The organism is Saprospiraceae bacterium, assembly GCA_016716185.1.
In the GTDB taxonomy this organism is placed as follows: domain Bacteria; phylum Bacteroidota; class Bacteroidia; order Chitinophagales; family Saprospiraceae; genus Vicinibacter.
The window spans coordinates 1,041,854-1,057,590 of record JADJWV010000002.1 but is presented as its reverse complement, the minus strand read 5'-3'; the positions used below and the strand labels follow the sequence as shown (position 1 = coordinate 1,057,590).

Sequence of the window (15,737 nt, the reverse complement as noted above, 5' to 3'; positions counted from 1 at the left end):
GCAAAAAAAATTGAATAACTATCTTACAACGATCCGTTTTCATGCTCACTTTTGCTTTATCTGCTTGCTGACCACATCGGTCTTCGTTTCAACAGGAGCTTCACAAAGTTCAGATAACGATCCCATCTTATTTGACCATTTCAGCTACCGGGAAGGACTCACCAGCGCGCAAGTCATCTGTTTGGCACAGACCAAAAAAGGATTTTTATACATGGGCACTGAATCCGGTTTAGTACGTTATGATGGTCATACATTCAAATCTATACGCTACGACCCTGCGGATAAACAGAGTATCCCGGGAAATTATATATCGGGAATGTTTGCAGACGTTCATGACCGGTTATGGTTAAACATTGATAATGAATTATACATTTATGATACCGAAAATAATAAATTCTTCCGGCCGCAATTTCCAGCGAACACTCCACAAAGGAATTACCACAAATTCAAATACCAGCAAAGCTCTAACACTTTGTGGATTATCACATCATCCGGCATCTATTTCAGCAAGGATTTTAATTCGAAACTACAAGCCTTTCCATATCCCTTAACCCATCCCGATGTCCTGGATATTGAGTTCAGTAAGGACGGACGCATTTGGGTGACCAGTACATATGGTTTGTTTGAATATTTTCCTGGAAAACCACAGGCTCTTATACATCACAGAACAGGATATGATCCTAAAAATAAAATCAGTGATGGATTCTTCTGCTCGTTTTTGGAAAATGATTCTATACTGTGGCTGGGGACCTGGAACCTTGGCTTGATTAAATTCAATACGGCTCACAAAACTCAGGAAGCTTTCCACTGGGGGGATATTCGTAAATTTCAAAATTGTGTGCTGAGCATTTCACCATCACCCTTTAAGCATGAATCCAATTTACTTTGGCTCGGAACAACCAGTGGGGTTTTTACTTTTAATAAATCAAATAATGCATTTACGAGCTATGCAAGCGAATCTACAGATGATAAATACAAGATCGCCGGTTCCGGGTTCTGTTTTCTGGCAGTCCCAAATCAGGCCTTGTGGATTGGGACTTACAAAGGATTGCATAAATACGATCTGAATAAACAATTCGTTAACCAAAAAACTCTGCACATCCCAGACCTTTACCAATATCCTTCCATTCAAAAAATCTGTTTTGATCAGCGCCCTGATTATCACCATATAGCCTATATTCATTTCCAATACAAGGATATTATTCAATATGATTTGAACACAAACAGGCAAATTCAATGGCCTGATGTATTTAGAGAACATTGCAATGAAAAAAACGAAATACTCGGTTTTCACATTGACTCAAAAAACCGGATTTGGATCAGCAGTAAAAAGAAAGGAATCAGCTGTTTTAATCTCGCAAATGGAAAGCTGCTTTTTCAAAATTTAGCGAATGATCAATTAAATCCTTTATATTACTATAGCTTCCATGAAGATCAGAATCATAAAATTTGGTTTAGCACCAATCAGGGGATCTATTATTTCGATGAAAGTGAATTGGAAATAAAAGCAATTTCAGAATTTAACAGCCTTCTTAGAGCATCCAAGCTTTCGGAATTTGTATCAACCCCGATCATCACGGATAATGGATATTTAATTGCCATTTCCAACTCGAATAATTCGAAGAAAGATGTTTTAATAACTTACCATTTGTCTGATAATACATTTAATTTCTATTCGGAAAATTGTTTTCCTGCAATTGCCAGAATGAAACAATTGGAAGACCTGGAATGGATCCATGGAAATAAATTTGCTCTTTCGTCATTCAACGGGATCGCTTTAGGTTCAATCGATACAAAAAGTTTAAGTCTTAAACATCTGGACGATTACAATGGAAAGTTCATCAACAATGTCAGACAGCTTGTGGCAGAAAATGATTCAACGCTTTGGTTCAGTCATGATTTTGGAGTATCCAGACTGGATATCCCTCACCAATTGATTACCCCTTTTACATTTTATAATTCCAATATTGGAAAACAACCCTGTCCATACCTCACTAAATCTGCAGATGGCAAGTCACTCATAGCGGGTCAAAGAAAATCATTGAATATCATTCCATTTAATAAGATCCTGAATATCCCGGAAAACACCATTCAACTGGTGAGTATGACTGTAAAGAATCATCCCGGGTTCGAAAGTTCTCAGCATTTTGAAAATATTAGCTTGACTTATCAACAAAACCAATTAGAACTCCAGTTTTCTTTGTTAAATTTTACCAATCCTGAGGAACATTTGTATCAGTATAAATTTTATCTAGAAAAGAATGCAACCAAAGATCTAACATGGGAGTCCATGGAATCCAACAAGTTAAACCTCGAAGGACTTGGCCCGGGATCATACATTCTGGAGGCCAGGGCATTCAACAGTTTCAGCAAACCCAGTGCGAATGTTTATCGCTTACTCATAAATGTAAAACCACCTTTTTGGGAAACTATCTGGTTTAGTCTTTTGATTATGCTTCTGGTGACTGGCTTGTTAATCTCTTTATTCAGGTACCGCGAGATCCAACGTAAAAAACTCGAGCAACTCAGGTATAACATAGCAAGAGATCTCCACGATGACATGGGCAGCAGTCTGTCTCAGATAAAAATTTTGAGCGAACTGGAATCCTTAAAAACCGGAAATGAAAGTTTGTATTCGAGGATTGCAAATAAACTCGGGGAAGTCATGCAAAACATGTCGGAGATTGTGTGGAGCATCAATCCCAATTTTGATAACCTGACGGCAGTTGTTCTGAAGATCCAGGAATTCACTATTCAAACCTTGGAAACCAAAAATATACAATTGAAGTTTGAAATCCACGAACCTCCACAGGGGATCATCTTAAATCCCGATCAGAAAAGACATTTTTACCTGATTTTTAAGGAAGCCGTAAATAATATCCTGAAATATTCGAAAGCCAACCATGTTCTTCTTAAATGTTACATGGATCATAAAAATTTCATTACAATTATTCAGGATGATGGAATTGGTATGGATCCCCTTTTGATAGACCGGGGAAATGGTATGAAAAATATGAAATCGAGGGCACAGGCATTGGGAGGTACTCTTGAAATCCAAACTGGCGATATAGGTACTCAAATCAAACTAATCATGAATCCCGGAAAACAAAAAACATACTTTTAATTTACAGGAATATTCCTGTCCTATACGACCCTGATCGCATTCCAGGAAATCCTGGACACAATTTTTCATACACTTATTTTCCATACCTGCAACCGGAAGCTGCTCACGAGAATCCGACTCCCCTTTCACTGCTATTTGACATGATCATGTGACATCCATACCCATTTTTATGTGGCACTAATTATTAGGTGACCCACCGCTTTCTCTGGAAATTTGACTCATTATTGAGTTCAAAAAATAACGATTTCATCATGTTAAAATTTATCCTAATTCTGCTTCTATTAGCTTCCCTTCATCGACCAGACACCTATGCACAATGCAATCAGTCGCGTTTAAATACCACTTCTTATTTTAACGGGCAATGTTATCCATTCAATTTTCAGGGGTCTGCCGGCACACTCACTCCGGTCTATGGTTCGTGTGGTAATTTAAGTTTTGATTCTCCTTTAACTCCACCTAAAATCAATACTTCCCTTCAGGATAAATTTTCCGTTCTTCAAGTAAAAATATTTCCAAATCCGTGTTCTGACAAAATAAATTTATCTGTCACTCCAGACCAGAATTACAAAATCAAACTCCTGAATATGCTTGGGGTTGAACTAGCCGCCTGGAACCAAACCCATATCGTGGATGTGTCCAAACTGGCTCCCGGTTGTTTCCTCCTTCAAATTATAAATAAAAACAATAAAATTCTTCATTCTGAAATCATCGTAAAATTATAATTATGAAAATTTTTTTCATGTTCACCTTAGGGCTCCTGATACCCTTTCAAATTTTTACACAGGGTTTTAACTACCAGTCGTTAGTGCGCGATGCCAACGGACAGGTGCAGCCCAACACAACCGTTTTTCTGAAATTCATCATAAGTCAGGAAACGGCCAATGGTCCGGTATTGTATATCGAAAACCAGCAACCCGTTACGGATGCTTACGGATTTTTATCCGTACAGGTTGGATCCGGCAACGCTGAATTCGGACGGATCGATACGATCCAATGGAGTTCGGGCATTAAAATTCTTACCGTGCAATGTGGAGAAACGGTAAACGGACCTTACAATGATATTGGTTCTTCTCCTGTCAACCACAGTGCTTTTACAGGAGCTACCGGTCCTCAGGGTGCCCGGGGAGAAAAAGGAGACAAGGGCGACAAAGGAGACCAGGGAGAACCTGGTACCAAAGGCGATAAAGGAGACAAAGGAGATAAAGGGGATACGGGAGAACGTGGTTTGCAAGGTGAACAGGGATTGCAGGGTGTCATGGGGCCTCAGGGTCCTCAAGGCGAACAGGGCATTCCGGGTCCGGCCGGACCCACCGGAGCACAAGGACCACAAGGACCGCAGGGCGAACAAGGGCTTCCGGGAGCCCAGGGCCCGCAAGGCCTGCAGGGAGAACAAGGCATTCAAGGGCCTGCTGGTCCGGCAGGAGCACCCGGTGCACAAGGCCCCGAAGGACCGGTTGGTGCTACAGGACCACAAGGACCGCAGGGCATCCCCGGTGAGGACGGTGCCGGAGTCATGATCATCGGCACAGTGCCCACTGCCGACAGTTTGGATACCAATTACCCGGGAAATGTGGGCGATATGTTTATTGCGGAAGATACAGGTACAGGCCATATATGGAATGGCACGGATTGGACGGCCATTGGCCAAATTCAGGGACCCGAAGGACCCGCGGGACCCCAAGGACCTGCAGGCCCACAAGGACCAATTGGACCGGCTGGACCAGTTGGTTCTACCGGACCGCAAGGTGAACAAGGACCCCAAGGCCCTCAGGGTGTTGAAGGTGTAAAAGGGCCCGCTGGACCTCAGGGACCCGCTGGACCTCAAGGAGCTGAAGGTCCTACAGGTGCTACCGGACCCCAGGGACCCGCCGGACCCCAGGGGCCCGCCGGAGCTCAGGGACCGCAAGGACCCACAGGTCCACAAGGACCCACAGGTCCTACTGGAGCAACAGGTCCCCAGGGACCGACAGGACCTAAAGGAGATACCGGTCCTCCGGGGACTTACACAGCCGGAACAGGAATCACCATTGCCTCGAATATCATCAGCGCTCAAAACAGTTTGGCTATCTGGAATGCAAATCAACTGCAGGGACGGTTTGTGAGTACCCAGGCACCGAATCAAGGCTACGTTCTGAAGTGGTTTCCGAACAACCTGCAACAATGGGAACCCGCACCGGATAAAGATTCCAATCCATGGAGTACGATTACAGGAGGCATAGAATATCAGGGCTCCCGCTTTCTCACCAGTGAATTGCGTTTTGGATCCAATGGTGGAAGCATAAAAGGAACGACCAACAACGTAACTATTGGAGTGAACGGAACTTCATACTTAGGTTTTTTCCAACTTACGAATGAATTCGGTCCGCAAAATCACAACACCATCAAATTGGGGTCCTCTGCGTTCAGGTGGAGCGAAATCTGGAGTGTAAACGGATTGAATCAGTCATCCGACAAGAACCTGAAGAAAAATATTCAGACCCTGCCTTCCGCTCTCGACAAAATCATGAAAATGAATCCGGTTTCTTACAACTGGATTGAAGATGATCTGCAGACACATCTTGGATTCCTTGCACAGGAGATGGAAAAAATCATTCCCGAAATAGTAAGAACACCGGATCAAATACAAAAAGAAGGTAACTCTGATGGCAGGACCTCAACTGCAAATCATTATGCCATGAATTATTCCGAATTGATCCCGGTATTGGTAAAAGCAATACAGGAACAGCAGTTACAAATACGGAAAATGGAATTACAAATTCTTGAATTGACAAAAACTAAATAGCCGATGAAATCCTGGTTCGCAATGGTCTTTCTTCTGTGCACAATTATTTCTGAAATGAATGCTCAAGCTAGAAGACGTACAAGGCCTCCATCTACAGCAGAGTTGGTTGAAAATTGCATTACTTCAGGTTGTGCTTGTTGTTATACTCAAAATACTTCTGAAGTATTATGCCTTAGGGAAAACAGCAATATGCCTGAGATTAATACGATTTGGGGAGAACTTTCAGTTGAAAGAATTAGAGGCAAAGAGTTTAGGTTTTACAATTTCAATGAAGAACAAAAAAGTGAATTCAGAGAGGCCTTTCAAGTAATACCAGATAATTACATTCCAGCACTGCCCGTTAATCTCCGAGTGGGGCACCCAAGAACAGGAAGTTTAGTCATTACAGAAAGAATAAGAAGTGATACTGAAGATAAAATTGGCGGAGGAGCCAGGAGATGCCACATCAAAAATGATTTGTACGACTTTATAATTATCGACCCAAGAGCTTTTAATGATCGTACCACACCCGTAAAATTAACAATACTTCATGAGATTGGGCATTTTGTTGACAGAGAATACAATTTGGCTGAAGCTTATATTCGTCAATACAGAACTGAATTTAGTAATTATTTAAGCCATTATCGTGGACATTCTAGCTCGAATGGCGAAGTTATTGCACAAGGCATTGGATGCTACCATTATAGAAAAAATTGGGCAACTCATGCCTACCATCCACCTGATCGAGTTTCGTACGATTTACCTGATTCAACGCTTACCCAATCAGGTCGTTTTGCAAATCCCGTGGGAACGCCATTTCCTCTATGGCTCAGATCCATCATAAGGCATCATTTGGGTGTTGAAGATATAATCCCGCCAACAGGAAGAAGAAGAAGAAGATAACGAAATATGATTCCGCAACGTATTATAATAATTGGAATCCACCTTTGCATTTTGGTGCAATTCCAATCGGGAATCTCTCAGGAAATCACCAGTTTTCGCAAAGGGAACCTGTTTCAAAAAAGCGCAAGTTTTTCGATTACCTACAACGGAAATATACAATCTCGAGATACACTTGGAGATTTAAATAGTTCCGGTCTGGTCGCTACACTCAGAGGAAGCCTATCGCTTTTTCAAATACAGGTGCCCGTCCATTTCACTTACAGAACAGGACAATTTAGCTCGGGGTTCACCAATCCATTTGTGCGCTTTGGTATCAGCCCTTCTTATAAATGGATAAAACTTCATTTGGGTCATCGACTCATGCACTTTAGCAATTATTCTCTGAATGGGATTACTTTTTTGGGAGCAGGTATAGAACTCAATCCCGGCTTGTTCAGATTTGCAAGTTTTGCCGGTGAAATTCAAACGCCGAATTACAATCTGGATTCACTTGCTTATTATTCACACCTCATCCAGCAATTCAGCAGAAATGCGCACGGATTTAAAATTGGCGTTGGCAAAGACAGAACATACTTTGATATTCATTATCTGAAGGTAAAAGATGAATTTAATCTTCCTTCTGACTCTACTATTTACAAAACCATTTTCCCCCCATCGGAAAATCTTGTTCTGGGAGTAAAAGGAAGTCTGCAACTGCTTAAAAAAATAAGTCTGGAAGTGCATGCTGATTTGTCTGCCCTAACCAACAACCAACTGGCTAGAGAAGACAGTGTGCAGGATCAGAGAAGCAGAGATATCCAGGATTTCGTAGATCCGTTTATTACAACCAACAACACCACGAGAGCCCATCTTGCTTATGAAGCAAATCTCCAATACAACCACAGTGCCTTCAATTTCGGTATCCACCACAAACATATCGACCCGAATTACAAGAGCCTTGGTATGCATTACATTCTGGATGACCTGGAGAGTTATACCCTTCAGGCAGGCATACGTCTGAACAAAAACAAAATCAATATTTCAGGGAACTACGGGCTTCAAAAAAACAACCTGAATAACATTCACCGAAATACTTCGAAAAGAAATATCTACAGCGTAAATGCCATGTTGCTGTTTGGCAAAACAGCCGGATTGCAGGGAAGTTATTCCAATTTCTCGATGGACCAGACTCCCGGATTTGCACTTATTCAGGATTCATTCAGACTCATCCAAACCACTTCTGTTCTGGCTGCCAATCCATTTTATAAATTGAATTCCGATCGCATCAGTCAACAGTGGACATTCAGTTTTCAAAACAACTCCATTAAAGATGCCAGCCCGATTGAAAATCCATCGCGGGATGGAAAAAGTCTGACGTACTCCTTGAATTACAACATCAACTTCAAATTAAAGAAAATATCAACAGGAATTTCTTTGTTAAATAGCCATCAGGAATTTTCAGGTAAAAAGCAAAAAAGATTAGGAGGCAATTTATCCTTTCGTAAAAACTTCGACAAACCACAAATCAGCATTCAAACCCATGGAGCTTATTTTATCATTCAAAACGACAATGATGCCAAAGGACACTCCATCAATGCAGGCCTTCAATCCCAATATCAAATAAGCAAACCCGTGCAATTGGGGATCCAATTGGGCTTACTTGACCGATCTTCCGGAATTTCCGGCAATTACAAAGAATGGAGATTCTCCATTCATTTCACTTATTCCTTTTTTCAAAATACTAAAGATGGAAACATCAAAAATTAAAGAAAAATTGGCAAGTTCTGCCATGTCTTTACAATACGCATTGAATACGGTAGTCCGGACAAAACTGCATGTAGGCATGTTACATACAACTGTTAGTTTCATCTTAAAAAGATTAACACACGTATGTTTGTTTGTCATTTCAATTCTGCCAGATTCTGCTGTCTTTTCGCAACTTCATGTCAACACGGTATTTTCTCCACCCTACCCTACCGATCTGGATTATTATGTGGATGATTTATCTAATGTTTTTATAAGCATAAGCAATACCACTTCGAATACCTATGCATTTCGATTTAGAGCCACCATTACCGGGCCCTCCGGAATCCGGGCAGAGATCCGGTATCTTGGAGAACCCATAGAAATTGTGGGGTCGCAAACCTTGTTTTTTACTGGAAACGAACTGGTACGCCTGGGTTCTACAACAGGTGGATTTGAAAACACGCACAATCTAAGTGCTGAACAATTGCAAGCTATAAACGTACATCATGCCATCCCGGATGGAAATTATACCATTTGTTTTTCGGCTTATGATCTGAACGATATTTTAGTTTCTGACCCCTCCAGCGGATGCACCGATTTTGATGTTCACTATATAGAAAGGCCGCAGATCGTTTCTCCAGCAAATGAAGAAACCGTTCCTTCCCTTTTTAATATCATCTGGCAACACGACATCAGTGGCGTTCCTCCAGCAGACCGAAACAGGATTACTTACCGCCTGAATGTCATCGATGCCACCACCAATGATCTTTCTTTTTTCATCGATGAAATTTACGATTTAAATATTTCCGGAACATTTCAGACGGAAACACAAAATTCACTTTTTACATTCTATCCAAATGTTGATGCTCTTTTGGTTGAAGGGCATGAATACGTTTGCTACGTAACGGCCTTTGATCCGGATGGCCGCTTGATGTTTCTCGACCGCGGAAATAGCAACATCGTCAGGTTTTTTTATATAAACAGAGAAATCGAAGAGGAAGAGGAAGAAGAATACGAAAACGAACCGATGGTCATCTGCATTGAACAAGAATTTCCCATCAATAATTGCTCCACTCCGGGTTGCGAATATTATTTTCCAACCGACGGAGATACCATTCCATACTCCGTCATGCCGATGGTCATTCGTTTTGATCCCTATTGTCCCGAATACCGTCGCCTGGAATACGAACTCAATTTAATTGATCAATCGACCGGACGAAATATTTACGGCAGGTCGGATGACCTGAGATGGCCTCGCGGCGGACCTTTGCAATATTTGATCGACAGAGGAGTGACTACTGCAAATGAAGACCGGGCGAGAATGTTCATGCTCAATGACACCTGGAATACACCTTCATTCCAACGAAGTAAAGCCTACCGGGCTACAGCCCAGGCCAGCATGCACATGGAAAATGGCAGCATCATGAACTACAACCTCAGTCAGAATTTTATTTCCGGAATGCCTATTCCGGGACTCATGCATCCTGAAAACAATGCCGTATTGAGTCCGGGCAACATCCAATTTCAATGGGACAATGGCGCTTTGCCACTCAATACCTTTCCGGATGTTTTTTATCTGGTGAGGATGCATGGCCGAAACGTGGAAGATGCCAGTTATTATGGACCGGTAGACGAAAGATGGTTGTTGCAAATTTCCAAATCAGAAAATTTCGAAGCTGAACACTTAGTTGGAGGATTTTCATCGAGGATTGGAGCCACGCAATTTACTTCCGTTGAAGACTTGATGACCGGGATTTATGTAGTGAATGAACGCACAAAAACCATTGCAGAAGCGGATACATTTTATTGGCGTGTGATCTGGTTGTTGGATCCTGCTCAAACCGTTTCCGATACCCTGAATCCAACTTTAAACAGAACACAATTTGACATAAGTGCCGGCTCATTTTACCACAGCAGTCCGATTCGAAAATTTATCATTCAGCCTTCAGGCGAAACGGTGAGCAGAGAAGATACTTCTTCTGCCAATTGTTCTTCTCCCTGCGTTTTCCCAACCATTACCAACCACACACCTTCCGGAAGCCTTGCTGCCGGTGGTCATTTCACGGTAGCTGGATTTCGTGCCGAGGTGGAGTCCGTAAGTGGTTCCGGAAATGGGATAGCTTATGTCACCATACCTTACCTGAACAACGTGAAAATTCGCGTCAGGATGAGTGGTGTCCAAATTAATGCCGACAGGCAAATGATCGGTGGAAGTGTAGAACCTGTCAAAGAAAGGGTTGTGCCTTTGAGTGAACAAGTATCGGGACTCGGAAGATTATTGCAAATGGATGAAACCTCAGCCGATGCCATGGAAGCAAGTTTGGAAGCCGGAGGAAAATTATTGAGTCTGCTCCGAAGTGGTGCACAAACAAGCCTTCCGATAGGCATAGATAAGGACATATCCGGAACAAAAATCATTATTGGGATCATGGATATGAAATTCAAAAAAGATTCCGCATCCATGGACCTGGTCGTCAATATCAGAATTCCAAATCTTGAAGTTGTCAATGGATTTATTTCATTGGGTGCTCAAGTTTGCATGACTCCCGATGGATTTGGGAATGACGTAAGACTGTATTTACCACAGGATCAAGTATTCCCCTTAGGCAATGAAAATGAATTTCGCATAAAGGGTGCTCATGGAAGCACAGATCCAAGAAATGTCACTTCCGTAGAATGGGACTGTAATGGATTCAGGGCCTTGAACCTGGTTGGAGCGGCACGTTTTACCAGAGAATGGCTCCTTCCCGAAGACCTGAATGGACATATTTTGCCCACAGGTCAGGTAGAGGCCAGGTTTGCCGGAAGATTTACGAGAGGCGGCAATATAATGCTTCGCATGGACATGGATCCGTTCCAGATTCCGGGTGCTGAAGGTTGGGGATTTCAACCCGGCCACAATGTTTGGATCGATTTATCCGATCTCGAAAATCCGGAAAGGTTTCGTGCGTCCTTACCAGCCGGCTATACCCATCCGGCTTTAACCAATGCAGAATTGTTCAATACCTGGAAAGGATTTTTCATGGAAGAATTGAGTGTGAAAACTCCCGAAAGATTACAGGGCCCTGATCGCGGCCGGCTGACCTTTGCACTGCGCAACATGTTTATTGATCATACGGGAATTACTTTCAGTGCGCGAGCGGAAAATATCCTTCGCTGGGATGGTGATGGAAATTTCAACGGCTGGGCGGCTTCACTCGACACCATTTATTTTGACATTATGCAGAATAATTTCAGGAGAGCGGGATTTAACGGTAAACTTGGATTGCCTATCGCCGAAGCCACACAGTACATGTTGTATCAGGCGGAATTACAGCACCGCAACGATTCTTTCAATTTTGTGATATCCGTAAGGCCTGCTTCCAACATAAGGATCCCCATTTCGATGGCTGAAGCAGTGATCAGAAGCGATAGTTATATCAAGGCATCGTTGGGTACTGAAAATTATATAGAAGCCAACCTATGTGCCACGCTCAGTATTTCTTCAGGCAATCTTCCCTCAGGTCAATCCATGCCTTCCAATGTTTCGTTACCGGGGATTGTCATTCAGAATTTACGCATAAATTCTGAAACGGGTTTTGATACGAGCAGTTTTTCCTTTTCACTTACAGGTATGGGAGGGCTTGGCGATGGTTTGACTGGTTCTTCAGGAGGTGGATCATCGCATTATGAATTCAATGCTCCCGATTGGTTTCTTCCGCCGGAACAAAGCGAATCGACCATGTCTGGATTTCCTATCGGACTTGATAATTTGGAATTTGCAAATGACCGCATCACCATTGAACCCCGCATCACTTTGGCTGGCAGCAATGGTGGTTTTTCTGCTGCTGCAAAAATATCTTTACTGATCAACATGGATCTGACAGGCAGTCCCCAACGTTTCGAACTAACGGGTGTTAACCTCGACAGGATACGGTTGGCTGTGGAAGCATCTGATGTAAAACTCGACGGATACCTGGAGTTTTACAAAAGAGGCCCCGATGAGGGTGTAAAAGGCGGGATTACTTTAGAAATGAAGCTGGGTGTAAATGTGGGCATCAACATAGAGGCGGAATTTGGCACAAGAAAAACACCAGGGGCACTCACATTCAACACGCCGGATTGGTTTTCTTATTTTTATGTAGATGGAACAGCCATTTTGACACCAGGCATCACACTTTTCTCCGGTGTAACTTTATATGGATTGGGAGGTGGCTTCTATCACCATATGGAAATGACAGGAGCCTTGCCTGCCGCTGCAAGTATGTTGGAAAACAGCGGCACACCCGATCCACGTGCAAGAGATCGCTACAGACCCACGATTGAAAAAGATCTCGGTTTGAAATTTAAAGTGATTCTGGGATCCAACGACAATGGACAGGCATATAACTTAGACGTACAACTGTTAGCTGAATTCAGTTTTTCACATGGACTTACATTTTTCGAACTGACAGGATCCTTCAGAGTCATGACAAATGGCATATCCATTTCAACTATTGGTAGGGAAGATAGAAGTCCGGTAGCAGGTTATTTGCGTATTACACTCAACATGCCACCGGCGGGGCCCGATATATTGGATGGACAGTTTTTTGTGAAATTAAAGGTACCTTATGATTCACTCACACCTATATTGTCAGGACTGGGTTCAGTATCTCCTGTACCGACAGGATGGACCCCTGAGCATGCGATGGTCTGGGCCGCGTTCAGAGCAACCGACGAAGAATGGTATTTTCATATGGGTACACCTATCAATCGATGTGGGATTAAACTCAGTTTGGGATCAACAGAATTATTGCGGGTAACGAATTACCTGATGATTGGGCATGGAATTCCTGTTTTATTACCCGAACCGGATTCAATGTTTATGGCCATTTTTAGGAATGGAAACAGAAATGATTTTCAAAGTCTGGATGGAGATGTAAATAGTTTGGTTTCAGGCAGGACCAGACCACCCATACCAACCGGTACCGGATTTGCTTTCGGATTGTCGATGGCCATGAGCACAGGTGATATTGAATTTTTTCCTTTTTATTTCAATCTGAGTACCGTCATGGGCTGTGATATTAACGTAACCCAGGCGACACCAGAAGCAGACCGGAGATGTGCTGGAACCAGCAGGGAGCCCGGCATCGACGGATGGTATGCAACAGGGCAATTCTATGCAGGCATTGCAGGCAGTTTCGGACTCAAAATAAATTTGTTTGTGACGGAAATCAAAGCAAAAATATTCGAGGCCAGTGCAGCCATGATCCTCAAAGGAGGCTTACCAAATCCAGAATGGGTTTCCGGTCGCGGAAGTTTTTATTACAATGTATGCAACGGACTTGCAGAAGGACATTGCAGCTTTACCCTGGAAGCAGGCACGGTTTGTGTTCCTACCACAGGAAATCCATTTGCAGGTATTCAAATCATTCAGGATGTCGTTCCTGAAAACGGTGCAACTGACGTTTCGGTCTATACAGATGTATCTGCCGCGTTTTCGATGGAAATGAACAAGACTTTTGAAATTGAAGAACTCGTATCGCCAACTGATCCTCCGGTGATCAGAAGACTCCAACCCTACATGCATTCTTTTGAATTGAAGAAGACAGGAAACCCAACGAGATTATCCGGTACTGGAGTCTGGTCAGATACCAACCACATCTATACCTATTCTCCTTTGAATCGGTTGGATCCCAATACAAGACACAGTATCCGGGTTGAAGCCCGCATACGCGAAAACGGTGGAGACCTGCTCTTAAGGGGAAGTGTGTTTAAAGAAGAACGAATCCATCAGTTTACCACAGGAGCTGAGCCCGATAAAATCACTGAGAATAATTTATCTTTTACTTATCCATATGTCCATCAGAAAAATTTTCTGAAAGGAGAAACCTTAAGCGATGAAGGATATATAAGATGTAAAAGTGGAGATAATGGCTTCCTCAAAGAAGGAGATGTCAGCAGATATCGCACGAGCTTTTATGCCAGATTTACAGATGAAGATGGCGTGGTGACCAGCAGCCCGGTCCGCATCATGCCAAATGCCTTTGGGGCCATATTCAATGTTGCACATTTGGTTCCCGATAAACTTTATTGCATTCAGATCATCAGAAAGGATCAGCCCATCGATGAACTCAACATTCCAGGTGGAGGAGCAGCTCTGAGAGAATTAAACAGGCCAACAATTGATCCATCCAGAATCAACAGGTCGCTCCAGATCACCAACTTCTCTGCAGTCGTGGGAAGTAACACCATCCTCTCTAATCAATACAAAAGGATTGTATTACCTACAGGAAAAGTAAATCAATACGAGAGAGAATTATATGCTTACTTTTTCAAAACGTCCAGATATAGAACCATGCAACAAAAAATGCAACAAGAATCAAATAGTTGGACTTATGAAAATACCAATTTTCTCGGTTATGATTTAGGACGGGTTAAGAAACAAATGGAAGAAAGTTTTGAATGGGTGGATGCTGTAAATTTTAAAGTCATTCCAACGGCACAAAAAGAATTCAGTCCGAGAACACAGTTCTTTGTACAGGCGCCACCAGATGTCCTGGATGGAAGAACCACAACGCCACTGGTAACACCTAATCAATATTTGCGGGAAATCACCTTGCGGAATGTCATTACCCCGTACGCAAATGCCGGATTCCACAGGAGTGATGTCCTTCAGCGCATTCGAGGAGCCAATCCCGGTGCAACTGTAAGCATCCCTTCATTGACCGTCATAGAAGGATTTGAAGGATACAGCGAACATGTATTTCTGAACAGTGCTTCGTTTTATTTAAATGCTTTAAACACCAATGAAATTCAGGATGCTTTTACGGAGTTTTCCGGATCGAGTCCTATATTAAACACAAATTTATTTACCACCCTCCCCAGGAATTTACCTGGAAATACAGGCATGGTCATCAGAAACTCACAAACGCAGATCAGTTACGAATTACACGTCGAAGGAGCCGATCATTATCAGCAAATGCGACAGGCTTTGATGGAGTTTGCACATTCCCAAACGATCGTTAGGTTTGGAGGCGGATCTACAACACTCAATACGTTTGACATGATGACTTCCAGTCAAAAGAACTTTTTCAATCAGCACATCCAACGCAGCCGGTTAGTAGACCGCATAAGCCTCATGCAACCCCTGAAAGGAGTGCAGACGATAGGAATTCAGTATCTGTTTCCCGATCAAAACGGAGTGGACCGCAAAGGAAGTGTAAGCTCTTTAAATTTCAATTTATTACGATAATTAAAGTCAGT

At 42.7% G+C, this 15,737-nt stretch carries 6 protein-coding genes; all 6 read left to right on the top strand.

Features of this window, described 5'->3' with window-relative positions; all coding sequences use genetic code 11:
• The first annotated feature begins 10 nt into the window (after positions 1-10).
• The 6 genes from IPM34_05860 (at position 11) to IPM34_05835 (ending at position 15,726) form a co-directional block, all read left to right on the top strand.
• Positions 11-3,124 (top strand): hypothetical protein, encoded by a 3,114-nt coding sequence (locus tag IPM34_05860; GenBank protein MBK8955066.1) that lies wholly within the window; start codon positions 11-13, stop codon positions 3,122-3,124.
• Positions 3,125-3,375: 251 nt separating this feature from the next.
• A complete protein-coding gene (locus IPM34_05855; protein MBK8955065.1) occupies positions 3,376-3,846 on the top strand; it encodes a T9SS type A sorting domain-containing protein in 471 nt (156 codons plus the stop codon).
• Positions 3,847-3,848: 2 nt separating this feature from the next.
• Complete coding sequence (locus IPM34_05850) at positions 3,849-5,906, top strand: tail fiber domain-containing protein (GenBank protein MBK8955064.1); 2,058 nt, start codon at positions 3,849-3,851, stop codon at positions 5,904-5,906.
• A gap of 3 nt (positions 5,907-5,909) precedes the next feature.
• Complete coding sequence (locus tag IPM34_05845) at positions 5,910-6,788, top strand: hypothetical protein (protein MBK8955063.1); 879 nt, start codon at positions 5,910-5,912, stop codon at positions 6,786-6,788.
• Between the two features lie 6 nt (positions 6,789-6,794).
• Positions 6,795-8,534 (top strand): hypothetical protein, encoded by a 1,740-nt coding sequence (locus IPM34_05840; GenBank protein MBK8955062.1) that lies wholly within the window; start codon positions 6,795-6,797, stop codon positions 8,532-8,534.
• Positions 8,515-15,726 carry a hypothetical protein gene (locus tag IPM34_05835; protein MBK8955061.1) on the top strand — a complete coding sequence of 2,404 codons (7,212 nt, stop codon included), beginning with the start codon at positions 8,515-8,517 and terminating at the stop codon, positions 15,724-15,726. Before IPM34_05840 ends, IPM34_05835 begins: the two co-directional genes overlap by 20 nt.
• Positions 15,727-15,737 lie beyond the last annotated feature (11 nt).